Source organism: Chryseobacterium phosphatilyticum, from assembly GCF_002899825.2.
Taxonomy (GTDB): Bacteria; Bacteroidota; Bacteroidia; order Flavobacteriales; family Weeksellaceae; genus Chryseobacterium; species Chryseobacterium phosphatilyticum.
Genome location: NZ_PPED02000003.1, coordinates 552,298 through 574,567, shown reverse-complemented (window position 1 = coordinate 574,567; position 22,270 = coordinate 552,298). Strand labels below are relative to the sequence as shown.

Genomic DNA, 22,270 nt, shown 5'->3' with positions numbered 1-22,270 from the left:
TTTTAGAAGGAAGACAAAGGTCTAATTTTTTCTTTTCAAAAAAAAATATTGCGGGTATTGATTATTTAAAAATATATTTGTATGTATAATTTAATACCTAAAATGATACACACAACACACTCAATACGAGTACGTTATGCAGAAACAGACCCTATGAAATATGTATACTACGGAAACTATGCTGAGTACTTTGAAGTAGGAAGGGTTGAACTTTTCAGAAGCATAGGAATTTCATACGATGAAATTGAAAACCAAGGAATTTGGCTGCCCGTTTCCGACTATAAAATTAAATATATCCGCCCTGCGCTGTATGATCAAAAATTAGAAATTCATACCTATGTCAAAAAAATTCCAGGTGTAAGAATTGAATTTGAATATGAAATTTATAATGAGGAGCATATTAAAATAACGGAAGCATCTACGACTCTATTCTTTTTGGATGCTCATACAAACAAAGTGATCAGGTGTCCTGATTTCCTGATGGAGTTTATTGAGGCAAATTGGAAAAAAGATGAAGCCGGCAAGTAATTACCAATCGATATAAAATTTGAAACCGTAGCCCAACAACCATAAGCTCATAATTTTATATTATCAAGTAAGGATATCTATTAATTTAAAAAGTAAACTTTGAACTTTAATTCGCACCTTTGTTCTTTATTACAACAATACCTTATATATTATACTTTATGAAGATTGCATTTTTGGGGCCGCATGCCAGTTTTACTCAACTTGCCGCAGCACAACTCTTCCCGGAAGATGAGCTTTTACCACAAGCCAGTATTCTAGACTGTTTCAATGCAGTAGAAAATGGAGAAGCAATAAAAGCTGTTGTTCCGTTAGAAAACTCTATAGAAGGAACTGTTTCTATGACGCTGGATTATTTATACAAAACACCGTCTATTAAAATCCAGGCAGAAGCTGTAATGCCTATTGCCCATCACCTGATGATTCATCCCGAAAACGCTGTAGAAGATATCGAGAAAATTTACTCACACCCTCAAGCTTTAGCACAAAGTTTCCATTTTTTGGATACCCATTATAAAGGAATTCCAAAACAGGATTTCTCATCTACCGCAGCTGCAGCAAAATATGTTTCCGAAAATCCTGATATTAAAATTGCAGCAGTAGCCAATCAATTTGCAGCCAATTTATATGGCTTAAAAATCATTAACCGTAATATTCAGGATTTTGAACAAAACCATACAAGGTTTATCGTCATATCCAAAGAACAGGACATTTATGAAAATATCCAGCTTGAGATCCTGGGAGAGAAATCAGGGATGCTTATTACCATGCCCGAAGACCATCCTGGAGGATTACATCAGGTTTTATCGGTTTTTGCCTGGAGAAAAATGAATCTTAGTAAAATTGAATCCAGGACATTAAAAACGGGTTTAGGTAATTACTTCTTCTTTATTAATGTGGTGGGCCCATGGCAGGAAGTTCTTCATGGCAACGCATTAAAGGAACTTGAATCTATTCATGCAGAGGTAGATTTTCTCGGTTACTACAAAGAGTTTCTTTTAGAAAGCTAAAATATTATTGTGAAAAAATAAAAAAAACGATAATAATTTCCTTAATTTTCTCTCTTTTATATAACGGGTAATTAAAAATATAATTATTATATATCTTAATATTTTACGTCTGAAGTTTTCTTTATTTTTTTTAAGAAAACTTCAGACTTTTATTTGATAAAAAAATTAAACTATTACTGTAAAACCAGATAAAATCTACCGTCTGCAAAACAAATTAAAAGCACTTAATAATTCTAATAAAGGTGAATAAATTTTGTATTTTCAATTCATATTACAAACATGAATACAATGAAAATTAAAATTTTAAAATTCGCACTGATCTTAATTACAACATTTAACAATGCCCAGATAGGCATTCTTACAAAAGATCCTCAGGCTATTTTGGATGTCAATGGAAACACAATGATAAGACAGGTTCCACAAACAACAACTCTGTCCGGATACCAATTATTACTTCTTAATCAAAATAATTCTGAAGTATCCCAGATAAGTCCGGATAACATCAATTTTGGAGGTTCAAAAAATCAATCGATCTATTCAGCTCAAAAGAAAAGCGGCATTAATCTCCTCAATATTGGGATTCTGCCATCGGGATTTAGAACTATAAACTTCACAACAGCTGAAAAAACAGTAGGCAACTCTTCATTATTCTCTGATTCTGACAACACATACATTGTACCTGCCAATGGTATATATATGATAGGCTATACATTTCGTTATGGAACAGGCCTTCAGGCTTCCTTACTTACCAACACCCCGGGTATTGGAATAGTAAGAACCAGAGCCAATACTGCCACCTTGATAGATAGTCGTGACTTCAGCGGTGTCAATCTGTCAATACTGCTTAGTCTAACAATATCTGACAGCAGTATAAATTCATTATACGAGCTGCAAAAAGACGATAAAATTTCGTTTGGGCTCGTGGGCTCCAACCTACTGAATGTAGGATTATTAGGCTCCAGCACCTCGTCATTTTATATTTTTAAAATATCTGATTAGCCGATTATCATTCACAGATTATTATAACAACTTCATAGAATCCCATCATTTTTTGGAACTGCACTGTCATAGCGACAGTGTTTTTTTTGTCTCGAAACCAACAAAATCAGAAACTAAAATAATTTTAAACCCCACCTAATCAGATTATTTCATTTTAATAAAAAAAATAATTCAATAAAATGAGATATACTTTCTTTTTTTTATATATTTGAACCGTCTTTAATTAATAAATAATAAACAGTAATTAAATTATGAAGCATCTTAAGATAGAATATAAACATATGTTTAGTTATTTAATATCATATTAATGTTAAAATTAAAAAATTAATAATATTAAACATATTTTTTATTATCTTTATACCTAAGAAACTAATTAAAAAAATCTGATCATGAAAACTAAAATCTACAGCCTAATTTTAGCTTGCGCAAGTATCCCTCTATTTTCCCAAGTAGGTATTAATACCGCCACTCCGCAGGCAACTCTTGACGTCAACGGAACATTAATCGTTCGTGATACTCCACAAGCCACAGTTTTGCCAGGCTTTCAACTTTTAGCAAGTAACCTTGGAAGTGACGAGGTTTTCATCATGGATCCACAACTTGTAATAGGCGCCTCCAAAACAGATCCATCAATATTTGCAGCAAAAAAAACAACAGGAATCAGTCTTTTAAGCCTTGGGCTCTTCCCTTCAGGATTTAGAGCTGTGAACTTCCTGGCAGCAGAAAGAACTATCGGATCTGCTGCATTATTTAATGATACAGATAATACCTACACAATACCCTCAACTGGTGTATATGCGATTGGATTTTCTTTCCGATACGGATCAGGACTCCAGGCATCCATACTAGCCAATAGCCCGGGAGTAGGAATTGTAAGAACCAGAGCAGGTGTAGCCACTGTAATCGACAGTCGTCCGTTCAGTGGAGCCAATCTTGTATTATTAAGCTTAACAATCTCTGACACTTCTGTTAGCTCATTATATTCATTCCAGGCAGGAGATAAAATATCATTTGGACTGGTAGGATCTACAGCATTAGATGTGGGACTTTTAGGATCTAGTACATCATCATTTTATATTTATAAAGTATCCAATTAAAACATATTGTTAGTTATCTATATCTTTAGCCCATCACTGTCGCTGTGATGGGCTAATTTTTTCTACATGTCAAAATTCTTTATATTTGATAAAAACTATATAATGAATGAACTTCTTGCTGTCATATTAATTGTGGTGATCATTATTATTTTCAACAATCTGAATAATAAGATTAAAAAACTTGAAAAAGAAATATCTGATCTTAGCTCTAAAATTACGAGCCCTTTAGTACAGCCAGAAGCCCAACCAGAAGCTGCCCCTGAAAAAGCAGCCCCACAACAACCGGAGAGCTCTTATCAAGAAGATACACAGCACAGCAAAATCAAAGAATTTCCTCCATCAATTCAAAAAGACTGGCTTAGTCCCATATTTGACTTTCTAAGGCAAAATGCCCTTACTATTATTGGTATTTTCACTCTTGTTCTTGGAATAGGTTATTTTGTAAAATATGCCATCGATAAAAACTGGATTGGCGAGACTGCAAGAGCCGGAATCGGTTTTTCTACCGGAGCAGTAATCATCCTGATCGGACATTTTCTTAGAAAGAATTATAGCACTTTCGCCTCAATCATTACAGGGGGAGGAATTGCTGTCCTTTATTTCACAATCACCATAGCCTTTCGGGAATATCATCTTTTTACTCAGAATACTTCTTTTATCATTACCATTCTCATTACCGCAATTTCTATCATCCTCTCCTATTATTATAAAAGTGAAATATTGATTATTTTTTCATTAATAGGTGGCTTTTCTGCCCCTTTAATGATCAGCACAGACCAAAGTAATTATCTGTTTCTCTTTATTTATCTGAGTCTCCTTAATACAGGAATGCTTTCCGCTACTTTTCTAAAACATTGGAAAAGTGTGGGATGGACCGCATACACTTTAACCAGTCTTTATCTCCTGTCCTGGACTTCCGAAAAGCCAGAGCTTCTAAGCATTGTTTTTTACTTCATCAGTTATATTATTTTCTACATTTTTGCCCTTCAGGATTATATCAGGAAAAATATACTTTCAACATGGGATATTTTAATGCTGGCTTTAATTAATTTTACAAGTATTATAGGTCTTGTTTATACTTTTAATGCATTAAAGTACGAACCGGTCATTATTTTCCCTCTTACTTTTGCCTTTATTAATACCCTCCTTTTATTCCGGGAATATGGAAAGAAACATCTCGGTATCCCTTTTTCAGTTTTTGCAGGCATTACCGTCAGCCTGATTACAATAGCCATCGCACTTCAATTTAAAACCCATCTTATTACCAGCGTCTGGGCCATTGAAGCAACGCTACTTCTTTTTATCTGGAAGAAAACCGGACATACAATTTTCAAAACACTTTTTTATGTTCTTTTTCCTCTTGTCATTATCGCTCAGATGATTACATGGGGTGAATATTTTAATGCTAAAAACCTCAACATTATATTGAATCCAATATTCTTAACAAGTTTAGTTACTGCTATTTCAGCAGTTGCTAATATATACCTGTTAAAAGAGGCAAGAAAAGAGAATCAGGCGGAAACCAATACTTTTTTTGAGGATCTCATTACTGTTGCCAGCTACGTACTTATTTACACTGCTCTACTGCTGGAAATCATTTATCATATCCATCACATACCGTTGGCTGCCATTATAAATATTGGATTATTGTTCAGTATGTATTACATCTTCATTTTATTACTTATCAGGAGTAAAATCAATCTTGCCAGTGATTTTAAAAGTCTGTTAATCTACCTCTTTTTATTCTTACTGATCATCAATATATCCGTTTCCACATTATCAGTAGTAACATCTATTTTATCAAAGGAACTTGAATCAAGCTTTTATTTACTTCACCTTTTACAATGGATCCCTTTTCTTTATATAGGCTTTAACGTTATTCCTTCTTCAGGTTTTCACCGATACAAAATATCTTATTGGATCTTGGGTTTAGCAATTATTATTGCTGTAAGTTGTGAACTCCGTCATTCATATGTCCTTATTACGTCTCATGACCTGGCACAGTCTTTTAAAGTACAGAAACATTTCAATATTGTCTACCTACCTATTATATGGACAATTCTGGCCAGCACATTAATTTATATTGGCTTAAAAAAGCATATTCTGGAATATAATAAAATTGGTTTTGCGCTGATAGCTCTTATGGTTTTAAAACTTTACACCTATGATGTATGGCAAATGGACAATATCTCCCGGATTACTGCATTTATTATATTAGGTATCATATTATTATTAAGCTCATTCACCTTTCAACGCTTCAAGAATCTGATCAGAAATATGGTTGATCAAAAAGATAAAAATGAAGAAAACTCAAACTTACAATAATGACAAAACCATTTATTTATAAATAAAATGTAAAACATTTTAAGATTTAATTTGAATTTTATAAAAAATAACTATATTTATCGTGTTTTTAACAGCTATATATTCTGATTATGAAAAAATTACTTTATTCTTTTTTAATACTTTCATCTGCAACTGTATGGAGTCAGCAAAAACTCGCTTTTGCTGATAATGCTATTGGGACGGTAAATATATTCAATGCTAAAAAATCTGTATTACAGGTTTCAAAAACGTATACTGCAGCCAATCTTCCGGCCAGTTTGAAAAAATACAGTTCTATTTTTACAAAAGGAATTACCGAATACAAATTCAAAAACGGTGAAAATGTATTAGACAGAATGTCTCTTGCAGAAATTAATACACAATATGGACTTCCAAAAGACACTCCCGTATTTATTGGAGAATATGAATTTAATGATACCAGCATCCTGATCTATCCTGAAATCATTGATAAAGGAGAAGTAAAGGACCATAATGGCAAGAAAACCTTATTTGTAACCCTGAGATAAATAACCCAAAATATAAAAGGATACTGTTTTCAGTATCCTTTTTTTAATATTTATTGCCCCATTTTTTCATAAGCTCCTCGTGAATTTTCTTCTCTGTAGAGTTTTTTCCGGGTTCATAAAGTTTGGCATTTTTAATCTCCTCCGGCAAAAAATCCTGTTCTACAAAATTCCCTTCATAAGAATGAGCATATTTATACTCTTTGCCATAGTCCAGATCCTTCATCAGCTTTGTAGGTGCATTTCTTAAATGCAACGGTACAGGAAGGTTACCTGTTTGCTTGACCAAAGCAAGAGCTTCGTTAATTGCCATGTAGGTAGAATTACTTTTAGGTGAGACCGCAAGATAGACAGCCGTTTCACTTAATATGATCCGGGATTCTGGATTTCCAATCACATTGACAGCCTGAAAGCAGTTATTCGCCATAACCAACGCGTTGGGATTTGCCAATCCGATATCTTCAGCTGCCAGAATAAGCATCCTTCTTGCAATAAACTTTATATCCTCTCCTCCTGCAATCATTCTTGCCAGCCAGTAAACAGCTCCATTAGGATCTCCTCCCCGCATTGATTTAATGAAAGCTGAGATGATATCATAATGTTGTTCTCCATTTTTATCATACAGCGCCATGGTTTCCTGTAGGACTTCAAGAACATTCGTATTGGCAATTTCCCGGATATCAGAATTTTTATACTGATTTAAAACCAATTCAACGGAATTGATCAATTTCCTGCCATCTCCACCTGAATATTGAATAAAAGCTTCTTTTTCTAAAATCTTAAAATCCGTTCCTTCATCTTTATTAAATCTCTCAGAAGCAATATCAATCAGTTCTTCGAGTTTATCATAACTTAATGCTTTTAAAATATACACTTGACTTCTCGATAATAATGCGGAAACAACTTCAAAACTTGGATTTTCTGTAGTGGCACCGATCAGGACAATCCAACCTTTTTCTACCGCATGTAATAAGGAATCCTGTTGAGATTTATTAAAACGGTGGATCTCATCAATAAACAAAATAGGTGATTTTCCTGAAAACAGGTTTTGTTTTTTAGCATCATCGATTACATCGCGGACATCCTTTACCCCTGAAGAAACAGCAGAAAGTTTATAGAACTTCCTTCCGGATTTTTCAGAAATAATCTCTGCCAAGGTTGTTTTTCCTGTTCCGGGTGGCCCCCAAAGAATCAGTGAATTAAGGGTATTATTTTCAATCATTTTTCTGATCGTTCCCTTTTCACCGGTCAGATGCTCCTGTCCCAGTACCCCATCCAGAGTTTTGGGTCTTAATTTTTCAGCTAGTGGAATATTTTGATTCAAAGTAATTCTATTTTTAAGATAAATGCTCCAGTTTTTAGCTACTGAAACTTCTAACAAAATTAAACTAATTTTCATTTTTTTACCCTATTTTTGCATTGTTTTGAAACTTACATTCAATAAAATCATCACATTTCCCCTGGTAATTTTGATAAAATTTTACCAGTGGTTTATCTCGCCCTTACTTCCCAAAAATTGCCGTTACGAACCTACCTGTTCTCATTATATGATTGAAGCACTTCAGGTACATGGGATATTTAAAGGATTCTGGATGGGATTCAAAAGAATTGTAAGTTGTCATCCCTGGGGTGGAAGCGGTTATGATCCTGTACCTCCAAAACATAAACATTAAAAACAAACTATTAAATCAATAGAAAATGAGTACTACCTTTTTCAGAATTTATCTTGTTATGTTCGCATTGATCACCCAATGCCTTTTTGCTCAGCAATATCCGGACGGATTATCTGATGGTTCATTACAGGTAAATGGAAATAACATTCCTGTAAAAATTTATTCTACAACAGAATTAGTTGAACTCGGTTCTTTTCCAGAGAGAGCAATTAAAAATAATGTATTGGTTATCCTGAACGAATCAAATTTTGAAACAGCCAATTATGATACTGGTGCATCTGTTTTGGCAAGATTTAAAGATTCCGGATATCAGTTTTTTGATAAAGATTTCAGAATGATTGATACTGCTCCCACTACAAAAAATATTACCAGTTTCAAATATGCTGTAAAATCAGCAAAGCCTATCACCGCTTCCGAAAAAGTAGAATTGGACACTCCTTTCAAAATATGGGATCCTTCAAAAGGCATTAAACTTGGACCTGTTACCCTGCATTTCTACAGCTTAATGTTTGTGTTCGCCTTTGGATTCGGATATGTTTTAATGACCAAAATCTTTAAAATTGACAATGTAAACCAAAAATATCTGGAACCACTTTTCACATGGACCTTAATAGGGACAATCCTTGGTGCCAGATTAGGTCATGTTATTTTTTATCAACCCGAATTATTTAAAGAAGACTTCTGGAGTGTATTTTTACCCATCAGTACCAAAAATGGATTAAAATTTACCGGCTTTTCAGGATTAGCAAGCCATGGAGCTACCATAGCATTGATTTTCACCACCTTATACTATTCATTCAAAATCATCAAGAAAAATCCTTTCTGGGTATATGACAGATTAGGAATTGTAGTTGCATTAGGAGGAGCATTTGTAAGAATGGGTAATTTTTTCAATTCTGAAATTGTAGGAAAGCCAGCAGCTCCAAACTCTCCCTTCGCATTACTTTTCCCTCAACAAAGCAGTGAGTATGGTGTCACTGTACCTCGCTACCCAAGCCAGTTATTTGAAGCTGTGGGATATGTTGCCCTTTTTATTTTATTATGGGTTTTATATAGAAAGACAGATAAAAAATATCAACAAGGATGGTTATTCGGGCTTTTCTTTATTATTCTTTGGGCAATCAGATTCTTTGTAGAATTCCTTAAAGAGCCTCAGGGAGATGAATTTATTCAAATCGGAAGCTTAAATACCGGGCAGGTTCTTTCTATCCCTTTCATGATTGCAGGAGTTGTTATTATGGTTGTCTCCAAGAAATTTAAAATTACACAAGCGGAGAACGAAAAACCTGAATAATCAGAAAATTTTTATTTCTAGAATACTAAAAGGCAAATTGGCAAAACAGCAAATTTGCCTTTTTTACGCTTAGTTCTGTCAGGAATTTTTATCTTCCAATAAACTTATAAATTAACGGCAACCCTCCTGTTCATTTCAATAAAAACACTTCCTAATTCATTAATAACATCCGTAGGAAGCATTGATTCTTTGGAATATTTTTCGGAAGCACAGTCTGCAGCTTTTCCATGTAACCAGACCCCTAAAATACAGGCATGCTCCTCAGAATATCCCTGAGCAAGAAGAGAAGTGAGAATACCTGTAAGAACATCTCCACTTCCTCCCTTAGCCAGTCCTGCATTTCCGGTTATATTATAGAATACCTTACCCTGAGGAGTAATGATCTGTGTATGATGATCTTTTAGCACCATATAAATCTGTAATTCTTCTGACTTCTTTCTGGCTAATTCTAAGCGATCAAAGGAATTGTCCGTTTTTCCAAAAAGTCTTACAAACTCTTTAGGATGGGGAGTGATAATAGATTTTTCAGGAATTAGTCTAAGATTTTTCTCATCTTTGGAAATCATATTCAGTGCATCAGCATCCAAAACCAGGGGTTTGCTATAATTTTTTAAAAATTGCAGAAATTCTTTTTGAGTGTCCTGATGGGTGCCTAGTCCAGGTCCTATTCCGCAAATCGTATCTTTGGCAACTTCAAAACTCACGATGTAATCTTCCCCACCTTTGATAAACATTGCTTCAGGGCAAGAAGTTTGTAATATTTCATATCCACATCGGGGAGCCAGTGTAAAAGTAAGCCCTGCTCCCGTTTTTAAGGCAGCTTGTGTTGCTAATACCGCGGCCCCTGTTTTTCCATAGCTTCCGGCAATAATCGTCGCTTTGCCATAGCTTCCTTTATGTGAAAATTCTCTTCTGGGTTGAAAGACGGACTCAACAAGCAAGTCATCAATGACAAAATACTCAGTTTCTGTTGACTCTACATATTCTTTACTTAAATGTATATCCAGAACAATCACTTTTCCGGTATATTTTCCACCTTCCGGATGAAGAAAACTGCGTTTCCACGATTGAAAACTTAATGTATAGTCAGCTCTGAGAACTGAGGTATTACTTTCGCTTATTGTATCCACTGAAAGGCCTGAAGGAACGTCTATAGATATTTTACTATTGTTTTTGGCGTTAATCACATCAACCAGATCTTTATGCTTGTTATCCAAAGATCTGGATAATCCGGTACCGAAAAGCGCATCAACAATAACTGTTTTATCATCAAAATGATAAGTATCTATATCTTTGAATTCCTTTAATGAAACTCCTGAAACATCACGCAACCTCCGAAGATTTACCGATGCACTTTCCGAAAACTTAGCTTTAAGATCTTGTATAAAAACATCTACATCAAAGCCTTTTTGGTAAAGCATTCTCGCTACCGCCAATCCATCTCCACCATTATTGCCTTTCCCACAAAAGACGACCATCTTTTTGTGATTCTTGCAGTTTTCAGAAATCCAGCCAGCAACCATCAGTGAAGCTCTTTCCATCAACTGAATAGAAGATACCGGTTCGTGAATCATCGTAAACTCATCCCATTTCCGTATTTGCTCTGCTGTAAAAATTTTCATCGTTTATCTCAACTTTTAAGCAAATTACGAAAGATTTTTGATTAAAAATATGACTCCAATAACAAAATAAAGCAACACTATGAAAGGAAAGTTCTCTTGATGACAAGGATTCTTCTTTTAAAACAAAATTCAAAATTTAGAGAATAAAAAACAGTAAAAAGTAATGTTTTTTACATTTTTAAATTATATTTTTGTGTAAATACAATTAAAAAATATAAATTATGGGATTTGTTAAGGAATTTAAAGAGTTTGCATTTAAAGGCAATGTAATGGATCTGGCTGTCGGTGTGATCATCGGTGCAGCATTCGGTAAAATTGTTACCTCTTTGGTAGAAGACGTTATTACTCCTCTACTTTTAAATCCAGCATTAAAAGCTGCAGGAGCAGAAAATATTGCCAAACTTACATGGAATGGGGTTGCCTATGGAAACTTTCTTTCTGCCGTAATAAGCTTCCTGTGTATTGCAGTTGTTCTTTTCTGGATTATCAAAGGAGCAAACAAAATCAGCAAAAAAGAAGCTCCGGCTCCTGCTGGACCTACAGAAGATCAGAAATTACTGATGGAAATAAGAGATCTTTTGAAAAGCAAGAATATATAACACATAATGCCTTTCAAAAGGCATTTTGCATAAAGTACGATTACCGGAGAGTTTTTACTTCTCCGGTTTTTTTTATTCGTTCCCAAAAGGATTTAATAATTTTCACTTTCTAACCTCACGCACCCTCCTATTTAAATATAATTACACAGATACAAGAATTCCTTACATAAATCCAAAATTAAATCCCATACTATTGATATATTAAAAATAAAAACATTAAATTCACCATATCATCAAAAGATAAATTATGAAAAAACTACTTATTGTAAGCTTATCGGCCTATGTGCTTGCAGCTATCACATCCTGCAAAGGGGTTGACAATACCTTCCCCGTTACAGAAGAGCTTCTCATTACCGAGGGGACAGTCAATGTAAAAACATTCAATAAAGTTATGAATGCATTTGGAGATGGACTTTCTCAAAGTGCTGAGGGAACTTTCTCACTACCTACTGACATTGTCAATGTCAAAACGATTAAAATGTTTATTAAAAACGATTGCCCCAATAAAACATGTGATGAATGGGATCGTTATGCCAATGTGTATGTTAAAAATAAAAGTACCGGAGAATGGTATGAAATAGGCCGCTTTATTACTCCTTATTGGGTAGGAACCGAAAAACTGGCACGTGGGCTGGAAATTGATGTTACAGATTTCAAACCATTACTGACAGGAAATACTGAATTAAAAATTTATACTGAAACATGGTTGGCCAAAGGAAGAGAATATAGTGTTGATTTTGACTTTATTTATGGTACCCCGGATTATAAGTATTCTGCAGTGATTCCTGTGATTCAATACAATAAATCCTCTATTGACGGTGTACCTTATGGTCAGGCACACAATTTGAATCTTAAGAAAAATATTAAATTACCGCCAAATACCCAAAAGGCTTATCTGAGAACTATTATATCCGGATGGGGTCATGCTACACCCGCCGATTCCGGTGGGCGACCTTGTGCAGAATGGTGTTTTAGAACTCATAATATTGCGATCAATAATGTCAATACATTTCCTCATCAGCTTGCACCGTTAGGCTGTGTGAATAACCCAATCAATAATCAGAGTCCGGGAAACTGGAAGCCAGACAGGGCAGGATGGTGTCCGGGAATGGTTGTACCTACCCGAATTGACGCTTTAGAGAACACTCTCATCCCCAATAAATTCAGCTATGAATACAAATTTCAGGACTGGACCAACAACGGGTCAAACGGAAATGCATTCTATGCCATTTCTACATTTGTAATAGCAAAGAGCAATACTCCTCTCAACTCACCTGTTGTCACAGATTAATAAAAAAAGCGGTCTCAATATTGAGACCGCTTTTTATGTTAGTTGTGAATCTGTAATATGCTTGAAATCTGTTCTGCCAATGAAAGACCAATTCTATCCTGAGCCTCAAGTGTAGAAGCACCCGTGTGAGGGGTTAGAGATATTTTAGAATGATTTAAGATTTCTTTCGACGGTGTAGGTTCATTGATAAATACATCCAATCCTGCAAATTTCACCTTACCAGAGTCTAATGCTTCGATAAGGGCAGCCTCATCAATTACACCTCCTCGCGAACAGTTGACTACTGCAACACCATCCTTCATCATATCAAATTCCGCTTTACCAATCATATATCCGTCTTTCTGAGCCGGAACGTGCAATGTTATAAAATCAGAATGCTTCAAAACATCCTGTAAAGATTCTGTTTCTATATCAACATTGATAAATTGATTGTTGTAGAACTTAACTTTGATACTGGCTTTTCCTACATTATTGTCAGCTGCAATTACTCTCATTCCAAGACCTAGAGCAATTCTGGCAACCTCCTGTCCGATCCTTCCCATACCGACAATCCCAATCGTTTTCCCCCTCAATTCGATACCTGCAGCATATGCTTTTTTAAGTCCTGCAAATTCAGTATCACCTACCTGAGGCATTTTTCTGTTGGAGTCCTGAAGAAATCTGGCTCCTGAAAATAAATGGGCAAAAACAAGCTCAGCAACCGATTCCGAAGACGCAGAAGGGGTATTGATCACATGGATTCCTTTTTCTCTTGCATACTCTACATCGATATTATCCATTCCGACTCCTCCTCTACCAATGATTTCAATGGATGGACATCCGTCAATAATGTCTTTTCTTACCTGTGTAGCACTCCTTACCAATATAGTACGGATTTTGTGCTCATTAATAAAATCCACTAAAAACTCTTGTGGAACTTTTGTTGTAATGACTTCAAAGCCTTTTTCTTTTAATGCATCAATTCCAGATTGATCCAGGCCGTCGTTTGCTAAAACTTTCATAAATACTCGTATATTAAAAAGTAAAAAGATTTAAAAATTAAAGTATATACCACATTTAATCTTTAAATCTCTCCGTTATATTTTATTCTCCGTCTTCTTTGAAAACTTCAATAGTCACTTGTTTTTCTACCAGATCTGTAAATCTACCTTTATATCTTGTAGCTCTTACAAGGTGGTTATCTATCCAGTGATAATTTCCACCTCTTGGTTTCCCGCAGAGTACACTGTGGTATTTGAAACCATGTTTATCCAACCAATCGATTGTAATTTGCTTAAGATTCTCGGTTCTTGAAGTGAAAAAACAGATTTGATGACCTTCATCATACCATTTATTAATGGTTTCCAATGCATCGGGATAAGGTTCACAGGTAACCATTCTTTCCGGTTCTTCATTGGGAACATCATCTGTAATGGTTCCGTCAATATCTATTAAGTAATTTTTAATTCCGTCCTTAAGAATAGGACTTAAATGCTCTATGTATTCTAATTCCATCCGTAAACATTAAGTAACAAAGTTAAGGCTTTTAGATATATCACACCGACTAATATTAGTTTATATTAAAATTTTACTATAAAAAACGTTATTCTGAGAATAAAATAAACATATTATTCACTTTTTCACTGATTTTAGTTAAAATTTTTCGTTTTAAGGTTTTATTTAATGAATAAAGCAAAAAGTATGACTTAGGCTTATGATAACTGAGCATGAATGGAAAGTTGAAAAACGAATAAGAGTGCTGTTTTCCTTATCAAAAGCATGATGTTTATCTAAAAATTTCCAAAATACATTTATTACACTTACATTTGTAGGAATGGAAGAATTTGTAGTTTTAGTAAATCCTGAAGATGAAATTTTGGGTCTGATGGAAAAACAGCAGGCGCACATCAATGGCTTGTTGCACCGCGCTTTTTCTGTATTTCTGTTTAATAGCAAAGGAGAAATGCTTCTTCAGAAAAGAGCTTCAGGAAAGTATCATTCTCCCAATCAATGGACCAATGCCGTATGTTCTCATCCCCGGGAAGAAGAAACATACCTTGCAGGAGCAACCCGCCGGCTGAAAGAAGAGCTGGGTATTGAAACTGAACTTTCCGAAAAATTCCATTTCATTTATAAAGCCAATGTAGGCGGAGGCCTTTGGGAGCATGAACTCGACCATGTATTTGTGGGAAATTATGAATCCGGATTCAGTTTAAATAAAGAAGAAGTGGAAGAAGTAAGGTTTATATCTCTTTCTGAACTGGATAAAGAAGTAGCTGAAGCTCCCCACAACTTTACAGAATGGTTTAAGATCATCCTCGAAGAATACAAACACCATTTTTAACGATGAAAAAAATATTTCTATTACCCGCTTTTTTATCGGGATGCCTTTTCTTTGGTCAACAAGTAAAGGTATATGACAGCCCGAATTACTCAATCAATGTTCCCGATGGATGGAGATCTACCAACGACAGTGACATTGTCAATATTTTCCCTGGCAGTGAAATCGGTGCTGTTACCATTTCCGAATATCATGATCTCGCACTTCCTAAAGGAGAAATGAAAAAATTTATTCTGGCTCTTTATAAGTCTGAAGACCCCGAGAATAAGGTAAAAGAAAACCGAAGCAAGAAGGGATATACAGAATATTTCTACGAATATTTTGATGAAAAAGAAAAATTATTCTGGATCACCAGGGCTTTTCAAAAAGATAAAGACCTATATCTGGTAAGCATTAATTGCGGCCAGAAGTTCTGGAATGGAAACTATATGACCCTGTTTAATGAGACTTTTAACAGTTTTAAAATAAAGAAATAAAAATTAAATATGAAGACAACAGCCTTGTACGACAAACATGTTTCTTTGGGAGCTAAGATCGTACCTTTCGCAGGTTTTGAAATGCCTGTACAATATTCAGGAGTTACAGAAGAACATTTTGCAGTAAGAGAAAAAGCAGGATTGTTTGATGTTTCCCACATGGGACAGTTTTTCATCGAAGGACCTGGTTCAAAAGAACTTTTACAATTGGTTACTACCAATAATGTAGACGCCCTGGAAAATGGAAAAGCTCAGTATTCTTGTCTTCCTAATGAAAACGGAGGAATTGTAGATGATCTTATCGTTTACAAAATGGAAGATGATAAATATTTTGTGGTTGTGAATGCTTCCAATATTGAAAAAGACTGGAATCATATTTCAAAATATAATACTTTCGGAGCTACAATGACCAATGCTTCTGATGAGATGTCTTTATTGGCAATTCAGGGACCTAAAGCTACTGAAATTCTTCAAAAGCTTACTGAAGTGAATCTTTCAGAAATTCCTTACTACCACTTTACAGTAGGAAGTGTTGCAGGAGTAAGTGACATCATCATCTCCAATACCGGATATACAGGAAGTGGTGGTTTCGAGATTTATTTCAAGAATGAAAGCGCTGAAAAACTATGGGATGAAATCATGAAAGCCGGTGAAACAGAGGGTATTATCCCTTGTGGTCTGGCTTCCAGAGATACTTTAAGATTAGAAAAAGGGTTCTGTCTTTACGGTAATGATATTGATGATACAACTTCTCCTATTGAAGCAGGTCTTGGATGGATCACAAAATTCGATAAAGATTTTGTTTCTAAAGATGTTTTTGCCAAGCAGAAGGAAGAAGGTGTTACAAGAAAATTAGTTGGATTCGAATTACAGGATAAAGGAGTTCCAAGACATGACTACCCTGTTGTAGACGCTGAAGGTAATGTAATCGGAAAAGTAACTTCCGGGACACAATCTCCTATGAAAAAAGTAGGATTAGGTCTTGCTTATGTAGATAAACCTCATTTCAAATTGGGTTCTGAGATTTTTATTCAGGTAAGAAATAAAAACATTCCTGCAAAAGTAGTGAAAGCTCCTTTTGTATAAAACATATAAAAACCGCAGAATTGATCTGCGGTTTTTTATTTTCATTATTTTTCAGGTTAGTACATCAGATATTATCTCCGTCACCTTCCATCCACCTTCTCATTTGCACTCTATGTGCCGGCGTCTCTTCTATACCTCCGGCTAATGCATTCAAAATTTTATCCCAAAGGTTTTTCTTTTTAGACTGGGATTCTTTTATCTCGTTATAGGCAACAAGATAATCTTGTTCATATTTAAAAGCATCCTCATCAGAATAATTCCACGGAATATGATTAAGAATATCTTCCGTTAAACTATCAATCTCATCGGGCTCCAGACTCTCCATCATTTTTAGTTTGAGATGATAGGTTTCAGATATGGATAGTATTTTGTTTAATGAGATCCTGATATCTTTCCAGAGACCTTTCCATTTTTCAAGATTGTTATCAATAAAAATGGTACTTCCCATTCTTTCCATGACAACAAAATTATCTAACACCAAATTTTTATATTCTTCATGGGTTTCCCAGATTCCTATTAAACCTGAGGCTTCTTTTTCTTTAAACTTTTCCTCAATTTTTTCCAAGATCTTAAGCAATGCATTAGAATTCTCTATAAGTTTAGCTTTTTCTCTTATCCATAAATTAATGACCATACTATCATTTGTAGCAGCAATTTGCTTTCCACAGTCTTCAATTTTCTGCCTTATTTCAGTATCGTTCGATTGAATTTCTTTATTTGTTGTCTTAATATCCAATGAAAGTTTCCTTAAGCTTTGTACAGCTTTAATCACAGGATTAAATTGTTTTTCCATCATAATTGTTTTTAATTATATTTATTTTAAAAGAATGAAATGTGTTTTTTTAAGGCGAGGATAAATTTCAATATCTCACGTTCGCTAATTTACAAAATTCTCAATAAAAAATTCAAATAACAATTAAAAACAAAATAAAAACAAACAAAATAAATACAATCCATAAAAAAATACCCACAAAACAATAAAATATAAAATAAAAAACAACAAAAAGACTAGAAATAAATAATTATTTTAACCGCACTAAACAAGAACCAACCGTTATTTCTCAAACAAAAAAGGTTGTATTCTCTACAACCTTTTTTACACTTAATAACAGATACAGCAGACGGATCTGTCAGAATTACAGGCATCCCCTATTCCTGGTCTGGTAGAAATCACTCCACCCCCGGGGCCACACAAGACATTGCATGGATTCAGAGCTTTAATCCCGCCATCAACCTGTTTTAACTCTGATCTGTTCAGAGCTCTCATTTTTAAAAAATTTGTTTTCATATTATACGTTTGGTCATTACAAATATAGAGATAATTCAAAATCAATCAATAACTTATAAAAATAAAGCATACTCACGAAAATAAAAAACGCTGCAGAATATCTGTAGCGTTAATGTATTTGTTTATTAAATTTTTCGTTATCTATACACCAAAATATTTTTTATAATCCTGGTTCCATAAAATCGTCGTTCAGAATCAGAAAAATAAAATTTATTTCTCTGGTTATTAAAACTCACCGTTTTATAAGGCATTTCCGTTTCCCATGTAATCAACATTTTTGTTTCATTCATGACAGGATAATTGATGTCAGAAAATCTAAATAAGGATTTGGTAACAATGGTACTATCCATTGAGTTCGGAATACTCCAAATGGTTTGTGGTGGCATCTTCTCCATTTTTGACAATAAATAAGAAAAACTCTTCCCTATATATTCTTTTTTATTTGCTTCAAAAGATTTAAGATACCCAAGTGTATCTATACCTTTACGATCCTTTATCAATTTTGAAGTTTTTACAACAGTCTTTTTCTGCGCATTAGAATGAGCAGTCAAAAAACAAAATACAATGAATATAATTCTGATAATCAATTGTCAATTTTATAAAAATGGATATTCTTTACAATAAAAGAAGAGGCAATATTTAATTCCCGTTGAAAAACGCTTGTAGTGCCGCTACATTATTCTTGTCATTTCCTACAAAAATCTCTTTATCCGTAAGGAAGACAGGTCTCTTCAAAAAGGTATAATGATCCAATAACAGCTCTTTAAAATCCTTTTCAGTTAAAGACTTTACCTCCAGCCCCCTCAATTTGATTTGAGTGGATTTTTTACTGAACAATGCTTCATATGATTTTGTTTTCTTGTACATTTCCGCCAGTTCTTCTTTAGTAACCGGCTCTTTCTTAATCTCACGAAGCTCCCAGCCGGTAAGATCAAATTGTGCTAAAATTTTTCTGCAGGTATCACATGTATTAAGGTGAAATACTTTCTTCATTATAGTTTCTATTTTGTATTAAAAATCTCTTCATTCTGATTTCGTCTTTCAAAAGTAGGATTTAATCTAAAACTTTGAAAATTATTAAATAACTTTATTCAAATTTTATAAAGATGCAGAACAAACCTATTACTTTTCAGTTTATTTCAGAACCTTCAGATGTTAATTACGGAGGAAATGTACATGGAGGAAGCGTTATGAAATGGATTGATCAGGCAGGATACGCCTGTGCTACAACATGGAGTGGAAATTATTCAGTAACGGTGTATGTAGGAGGAATCCGCTTTTATGAACCGATTAAAATCGGAGAAGTAGTAAAAGTAGATGCTCAGGTTATTTATACCGGAACATCAAGTATGCATATTGCCATCAATGTATTTTCAAGAAACCTTAAGCAACCTACATTTGATAAAAAAACACACTGCATTATTGTATTTGTTGCAGTTGATGAAAACGGTAAAAAACTTCCTGTACCGAAATGGGTTCCTACAACAGAGGAAGAAAAACAACAGGAGATGTATGCCAAACGCCTGATGGAGCTGAGAACACAAATTGAAGATGAGATGAAACCTTTTTTATAGTATATAATTTAACACAAATCCCCCAATAAAATAACCGTCTAGGTTCCAACACCTTAAGCCTTCTTTACACCAATTCAAAAAACGAACACCATTCAAATTATACTATGAAAAAAATTCTCATACTATCCTTTTTTTTGCTGATCACTTCTATCCAGGCACAAACTCACAGGTTTATCTACGAGCTGCAATACAAAATGGACTCTACAGATGCCATGAATGAAAAATTGAATATGGTATTAGACATCGGCCCAAAAGAAGTGAAATTTTATGGGCAGAACCTGGCGATTACCGATTCTTTAAACAAAAAATTCGGGATGAATTCTGAGTATACTGATATGTCTGGTCAGATTGTCAAAAGAAAAATCAATTCTTTTGATCATGAAAACTACATTAATATCAAACAAGGATACTACTCTTTCAAAACGACAGATAAAATAAACTGGGCCATTTCTGATGAAACGAAAAAAACAGAAAATTACCATTTACAAAAAGCTACTTCAAAATTCGGAGGAAGAAGTTGGACAGCATGGTTTTGTAAGGACATTCCATTTAATGAAGGGCCATTTAAATTCCGGGGATTGCCTGGATTAATTTTTGAATTATCTGACACAAAGAGAAATTTCATCTATACTCTTATCAAAAGCCAGAAGTTACCTGATAATTATTCAACTGAATCTTTTGTGGAATCAAATTTTGGAAATAAGGCCATTCCTATCAATGAAAAACAAAAGTATAAACTGAGCATGGAGTTTTATAATGATCCTTTCGCTTACGAAAGAAATACCTTCAGCAAAACAAATAATGATTTAAAAATCAACATTAATGGAAAAGAAATACGCAATATTGATGAGCTGAACACACAAACAAAAAGCATGCAGGAAGTGATCAGAAGATACAATAACCCACTTGAAATTAATAAAGCACTGCATTATCCCAAATAGATAATCATAAACAAAAGATCATTCATACTGATGTTGAATACAACAATAGATAACAGAAGTTTAATCATTTTATCTTTTATCTTTTATCTTTTATCTTGTGATCATAATTCATATATTTGTAGTATCAAAAAGGAAATGGTGTTCTTCCTTACCCAACCGCTTTACAAAAGCTGATGACGCCTGATTGAGAGATTATTAACAATAACTAATCAGGTTTATTATGTCAAAACATCAACGAACGCTTGTTAAAAAAGCAATTTTCCACACTCATTTTTTTTTCAGAAAATTTCCGGCTTTACCTTATATTTTTAAATGGCTCCTGATCAGTATTATTATTGGTATTCTGGTAGGAACAGCTTCCGCCGGATTTTTGCGATCATTGGAATGGGCCACCGATTTCAGAGAACATCACATTTGGCTGATTGCACTACTTCCTGTTGCTGGTTTTTTGATTGGACTTTTATATTATTACTGGGGTAAAGATGTTGAGGCAGGAAACAATCTGCTGATTGACACCATTCATGATCCGAGAGATATCATTCCTTTTAAAATGGCTCCTTTTGTATACCTGGGAACTATTGTAACCCATTTCTTCGGAGGCTCGGCAGGTCGGGAAGGAACAGCACTTCAGATGGCAGGTGCCATTGCAGACCAACTTACCCATCCCTTTAAGCTTGACAGAAATGAAAGAAAAGTATTAATCATAGCTGCCATCGCCGCAGGTTTTGGATCTGTTTTTGGAACTCCATTAGCAGGAGCTGTTTTTGGGCTTGAAGTCTTTCTGATCGGAAGAATACGTTATAATGCTATTTTTCCGGCCTTTGCCTCTGCTATTCTGGCAGATTGGACTACTAATCTCTGGAAGGTGAAACATACCCATTATCACATCGATTTCATCCCCAAACCAGAATTTTTGCCAATCTTATACAGCATCTTAGCAGGAATCGCTTTTGGGATCTGTGCCGCAACGTTCAGTAGAGCGATTCATTGGGCCGGCTCTTTTCTCAAATCAAAGATTAAGTATCCTCCCTTACGTCCGGTTGTGGGCGGAAGTATTATTGCTCTGGCAGTTCTGATCATGGGCACTACCCGTTATATCGGTCTTGGTGTACCGTCCATCGTAGAGTCCTTTGAAAAACAACTTCCGTTGCATGATTTTGCTTTAAAAATGATTTTTACCATCGTTACGCTTTCCGCAGGATTTAAAGGAGGAGAAGTTACTCCTTTATTCTTTATTGGAGCTACTTTGGGGAGTGCCTTGTCATTGTTCATTCCTCTTCCTTTCGGATTATTGGCAGGAATGGGCTTTGTAGCTGTATTTGCAGGCGCTACCAATACTCCTTTGGCATGTATGCTGATGGGTATAGAACTATTCGGAGCCGAATGTGGTGTGTATGTAGCTATCGCCTGTGTTGTTTCCTATCTCCTTTCCGGGCACCACAGTATTTATACCAAGCAAATGATTGGTGAAGCCAAGAATCAAAGATATGAAAGTCAGCAGAACAAATCTATTTCTGATTTTTTATAGAGCATTCGGGGTTCGATATACGAGTTGAAAGTTGTTGGTTTGTTTTTTTGTTGCTGGTTATCTTTGTTACTAGTTTCTGGCTATTTTTTGTTGTTAGT

General features: G+C 34.7%; 24 protein-coding genes and 1 riboswitch. Of the genes, 16 read left to right on the top strand and 8 right to left on the bottom strand.

The window, feature by feature from the left end; translation table 11 throughout:
- Positions 1–102: 102 nt before the first annotated feature.
- The 6 genes from C1631_RS14520 (at position 103) to C1631_RS14495 (ending at position 6,483) form a co-directional block, all read left to right on the top strand.
- Positions 103–528, top strand: coding sequence for an acyl-CoA thioesterase (locus C1631_RS14520; RefSeq protein WP_109712952.1), 426 nt, complete (start codon positions 103–105; stop codon positions 526–528).
- Between the two features lie 158 nt (positions 529–686).
- Positions 687–1,535 carry a prephenate dehydratase gene (gene pheA, locus C1631_RS14515; protein WP_109712950.1) on the top strand — a complete coding sequence of 283 codons (849 nt, stop codon included), beginning with the start codon at positions 687–689 and terminating at the stop codon, positions 1,533–1,535.
- Positions 1,536–1,823: 288 nt separating this feature from the next.
- Positions 1,824–2,534: a hypothetical protein gene (locus tag C1631_RS14510; RefSeq protein ID WP_103248432.1), complete on the top strand. Its 711-nt coding sequence runs from the start codon at positions 1,824–1,826 to the stop codon at positions 2,532–2,534.
- Between the two features lie 389 nt (positions 2,535–2,923).
- Entirely contained in the window at positions 2,924–3,631 is a 708-nt protein-coding gene (locus C1631_RS14505; RefSeq protein WP_109712948.1) for a hypothetical protein, read from the top strand.
- Between the two features lie 102 nt (positions 3,632–3,733).
- Positions 3,734–5,956 carry a DUF2339 domain-containing protein gene (locus C1631_RS14500; protein ID WP_109713329.1) on the top strand — a complete coding sequence of 741 codons (2,223 nt, stop codon included), beginning with the start codon at positions 3,734–3,736 and terminating at the stop codon, positions 5,954–5,956.
- A gap of 110 nt (positions 5,957–6,066) precedes the next feature.
- The gene (locus C1631_RS14495; RefSeq protein ID WP_109712946.1) at positions 6,067–6,483 is read left to right on the top strand and encodes a hypothetical protein; all 417 of its coding nucleotides are present in this window, start codon (positions 6,067–6,069) and stop codon (positions 6,481–6,483) included.
- Positions 6,484–6,526: 43 nt separating this feature from the next.
- Here the strand turns inward: C1631_RS14495 and C1631_RS14490 are convergent, their stop codons facing one another.
- Positions 6,527–7,804: a replication-associated recombination protein A gene (locus C1631_RS14490; RefSeq protein WP_109713327.1), complete on the bottom strand. Its 1,278-nt coding sequence runs from the start codon at positions 7,802–7,804 to the stop codon at positions 6,527–6,529.
- 100 nt (positions 7,805–7,904) lie between these two features.
- On the opposite strand from C1631_RS14490, the gene yidD reads away from it, so the two are divergent.
- Together yidD and lgt are read left to right on the top strand one after the other, a co-directional pair.
- Entirely contained in the window at positions 7,905–8,153 is a 249-nt protein-coding gene (gene yidD, locus C1631_RS14485; protein WP_228441243.1) for a membrane protein insertion efficiency factor YidD, read from the top strand.
- A 427-nt stretch (positions 8,154–8,580) separates the two neighbouring features.
- Positions 8,581–9,447 (top strand): prolipoprotein diacylglyceryl transferase, encoded by an 867-nt coding sequence (lgt, locus tag C1631_RS14480; RefSeq protein WP_228441268.1) that lies wholly within the window; start codon positions 8,581–8,583, stop codon positions 9,445–9,447.
- A gap of 104 nt (positions 9,448–9,551) precedes the next feature.
- Here lgt and C1631_RS14475 read toward each other — a convergent pair whose 3' ends face one another.
- Positions 9,552–11,069, bottom strand: a complete 1,518-nt coding sequence (locus C1631_RS14475) for an NAD(P)H-hydrate dehydratase (protein WP_109712941.1) — start codon at positions 11,067–11,069, stop codon at positions 9,552–9,554.
- A 221-nt stretch (positions 11,070–11,290) separates the two neighbouring features.
- Between C1631_RS14475 and mscL the strand changes: the two genes are divergently transcribed.
- Both mscL and C1631_RS14465 read left to right on the top strand, forming a co-directional pair.
- Positions 11,291–11,668 carry a large conductance mechanosensitive channel protein MscL gene (gene mscL / locus C1631_RS14470; protein ID WP_109712939.1) on the top strand — a complete coding sequence of 126 codons (378 nt, stop codon included), beginning with the start codon at positions 11,291–11,293 and terminating at the stop codon, positions 11,666–11,668.
- A gap of 247 nt (positions 11,669–11,915) precedes the next feature.
- Positions 11,916–12,959 carry a peptide-N-glycosidase F-related protein gene (locus C1631_RS14465; RefSeq protein WP_103248893.1) on the top strand — a complete coding sequence of 348 codons (1,044 nt, stop codon included), beginning with the start codon at positions 11,916–11,918 and terminating at the stop codon, positions 12,957–12,959.
- Between the two features lie 38 nt (positions 12,960–12,997).
- Here the strand turns inward: C1631_RS14465 and C1631_RS14460 are convergent, their stop codons facing one another.
- A complete protein-coding gene (locus C1631_RS14460) occupies positions 12,998–13,960 on the bottom strand; it encodes a D-2-hydroxyacid dehydrogenase (RefSeq protein WP_103248892.1) in 963 nt (320 codons plus the stop codon).
- 82 nt (positions 13,961–14,042) lie between these two features.
- Positions 14,043–14,453: an LNS2 domain-containing protein gene (locus tag C1631_RS14455; RefSeq protein ID WP_109712937.1), complete on the bottom strand. Its 411-nt coding sequence runs from the start codon at positions 14,451–14,453 to the stop codon at positions 14,043–14,045.
- A 319-nt stretch (positions 14,454–14,772) separates the two neighbouring features.
- Here C1631_RS14455 and idi point away from each other — a divergent pair, with 319 nt between their 5' ends.
- From idi to gcvT, 3 genes are read left to right on the top strand one after another with little or no spacing between them, the layout of a single operon-like run.
- Entirely contained in the window at positions 14,773–15,282 is a 510-nt protein-coding gene (idi, locus tag C1631_RS14450; protein WP_103249691.1) for an isopentenyl-diphosphate Delta-isomerase, read from the top strand.
- 2 nt (positions 15,283–15,284) lie between these two features.
- Positions 15,285–15,755 (top strand): hypothetical protein, encoded by a 471-nt coding sequence (locus tag C1631_RS14445; protein WP_109712935.1) that lies wholly within the window; start codon positions 15,285–15,287, stop codon positions 15,753–15,755.
- Between the two features lie 9 nt (positions 15,756–15,764).
- Positions 15,765–16,841 carry a glycine cleavage system aminomethyltransferase GcvT gene (gene gcvT, locus C1631_RS14440; RefSeq protein WP_109712933.1) on the top strand — a complete coding sequence of 359 codons (1,077 nt, stop codon included), beginning with the start codon at positions 15,765–15,767 and terminating at the stop codon, positions 16,839–16,841.
- Positions 16,842–16,905: 64 nt separating this feature from the next.
- On the opposite strand, the gene C1631_RS14435 is transcribed toward gcvT, so the two are convergent.
- The 4 genes from C1631_RS14435 to C1631_RS14420 all read right to left on the bottom strand — a co-directional run bounded on the left by C1631_RS14435 (position 16,906) and on the right by C1631_RS14420 (position 19,122).
- Complete coding sequence (locus C1631_RS14435) at positions 16,906–17,634, bottom strand: hypothetical protein (protein ID WP_123966691.1); 729 nt, start codon at positions 17,632–17,634, stop codon at positions 16,906–16,908.
- 309 nt (positions 17,635–17,943) lie between these two features.
- Positions 17,944–18,129 (bottom strand): hypothetical protein, encoded by a 186-nt coding sequence (locus C1631_RS14430; protein WP_103249924.1) that lies wholly within the window; start codon positions 18,127–18,129, stop codon positions 17,944–17,946.
- Positions 18,130–18,266: 137 nt separating this feature from the next.
- The gene (locus C1631_RS14425) at positions 18,267–18,629 is read right to left on the bottom strand and encodes a hypothetical protein (RefSeq protein ID WP_123966689.1); all 363 of its coding nucleotides are present in this window, start codon (positions 18,627–18,629) and stop codon (positions 18,267–18,269) included.
- 139 nt (positions 18,630–18,768) lie between these two features.
- Positions 18,769–19,122 carry an arsenate reductase family protein gene (locus C1631_RS14420; protein WP_109712929.1) on the bottom strand — a complete coding sequence of 118 codons (354 nt, stop codon included), beginning with the start codon at positions 19,120–19,122 and terminating at the stop codon, positions 18,769–18,771.
- Positions 19,123–19,235: 113 nt separating this feature from the next.
- Here C1631_RS14420 and C1631_RS14415 point away from each other — a divergent pair, with 113 nt between their 5' ends.
- From C1631_RS14415 to C1631_RS14405, 3 genes are all read left to right on the top strand, one after another.
- A complete protein-coding gene (locus C1631_RS14415; RefSeq protein WP_109712927.1) occupies positions 19,236–19,703 on the top strand; it encodes an acyl-CoA thioesterase in 468 nt (155 codons plus the stop codon).
- 104 nt (positions 19,704–19,807) lie between these two features.
- Entirely contained in the window at positions 19,808–20,644 is an 837-nt protein-coding gene (locus C1631_RS14410; RefSeq protein WP_109712925.1) for a GLPGLI family protein, read from the top strand.
- Positions 20,645–20,766: 122 nt separating this feature from the next.
- A riboswitch (Fluoride riboswitch) is annotated at positions 20,767–20,834 on the top strand.
- Positions 20,835–20,864: 30 nt separating this feature from the next.
- Positions 20,865–22,172, top strand: coding sequence for a voltage-gated chloride channel family protein (locus C1631_RS14405; RefSeq protein WP_109712923.1), 1,308 nt, complete (start codon positions 20,865–20,867; stop codon positions 22,170–22,172).
- Positions 22,173–22,270: the final 98 nt, after the last annotated feature.

What these genes read in the sequence shown, in the direction of transcription:
- idi (WP_103249691.1), top strand. Translation starts at nt 14,773, where the DNA reads ATGGAAGAATTTGTAGTTTTAGTAAATCCTGAAGATGAAATTTTGGGT.
- C1631_RS14475 (WP_109712941.1), bottom strand. Translation starts at nt 11,069, where the DNA reads ATGAAAATTTTTACAGCAGAGCAAATACGGAAATGGGATGAGTTTACG.
- C1631_RS14420 (WP_109712929.1), bottom strand. Translation starts at nt 19,122, where the DNA reads ATGAAGAAAGTATTTCACCTTAATACATGTGATACCTGCAGAAAAATT.
- C1631_RS14455 (WP_109712937.1), bottom strand. Translation starts at nt 14,453, where the DNA reads ATGGAATTAGAATACATAGAGCATTTAAGTCCTATTCTTAAGGACGGA.
- gcvT (WP_109712933.1), top strand. Translation starts at nt 15,765, where the DNA reads ATGAAGACAACAGCCTTGTACGACAAACATGTTTCTTTGGGAGCTAAG.
- C1631_RS14410 (WP_109712925.1), top strand. Translation starts at nt 19,808, where the DNA reads ATGAAAAAAATTCTCATACTATCCTTTTTTTTGCTGATCACTTCTATC.
- C1631_RS14430 (WP_103249924.1), bottom strand. Translation starts at nt 18,129, where the DNA reads ATGAAAACAAATTTTTTAAAAATGAGAGCTCTGAACAGATCAGAGTTA.
- C1631_RS14460 (WP_103248892.1), bottom strand. Translation starts at nt 13,960, where the DNA reads ATGAAAGTTTTAGCAAACGACGGCCTGGATCAATCTGGAATTGATGCA.
- C1631_RS14465 (WP_103248893.1), top strand. Translation starts at nt 11,916, where the DNA reads ATGAAAAAACTACTTATTGTAAGCTTATCGGCCTATGTGCTTGCAGCT.
- C1631_RS14445 (WP_109712935.1), top strand. Translation starts at nt 15,285, where the DNA reads ATGAAAAAAATATTTCTATTACCCGCTTTTTTATCGGGATGCCTTTTC.
- mscL (WP_109712939.1), top strand. Translation starts at nt 11,291, where the DNA reads ATGGGATTTGTTAAGGAATTTAAAGAGTTTGCATTTAAAGGCAATGTA.
- pheA (WP_109712950.1), top strand. Translation starts at nt 687, where the DNA reads ATGAAGATTGCATTTTTGGGGCCGCATGCCAGTTTTACTCAACTTGCC.
- C1631_RS14435 (WP_123966691.1), bottom strand. Translation starts at nt 17,634, where the DNA reads ATGGAAAAACAATTTAATCCTGTGATTAAAGCTGTACAAAGCTTAAGG.
- C1631_RS14520 (WP_109712952.1), top strand. Translation starts at nt 103, where the DNA reads ATGATACACACAACACACTCAATACGAGTACGTTATGCAGAAACAGAC.
- C1631_RS14500 (WP_109713329.1), top strand. Translation starts at nt 3,734, where the DNA reads ATGAATGAACTTCTTGCTGTCATATTAATTGTGGTGATCATTATTATT.
- C1631_RS14495 (WP_109712946.1), top strand. Translation starts at nt 6,067, where the DNA reads ATGAAAAAATTACTTTATTCTTTTTTAATACTTTCATCTGCAACTGTA.
- C1631_RS14405 (WP_109712923.1), top strand. Translation starts at nt 20,865, where the DNA reads ATGTCAAAACATCAACGAACGCTTGTTAAAAAAGCAATTTTCCACACT.
- C1631_RS14415 (WP_109712927.1), top strand. Translation starts at nt 19,236, where the DNA reads ATGCAGAACAAACCTATTACTTTTCAGTTTATTTCAGAACCTTCAGAT.
- C1631_RS14505 (WP_109712948.1), top strand. Translation starts at nt 2,924, where the DNA reads ATGAAAACTAAAATCTACAGCCTAATTTTAGCTTGCGCAAGTATCCCT.
- C1631_RS14510 (WP_103248432.1), top strand. Translation starts at nt 1,824, where the DNA reads ATGAAAATTAAAATTTTAAAATTCGCACTGATCTTAATTACAACATTT.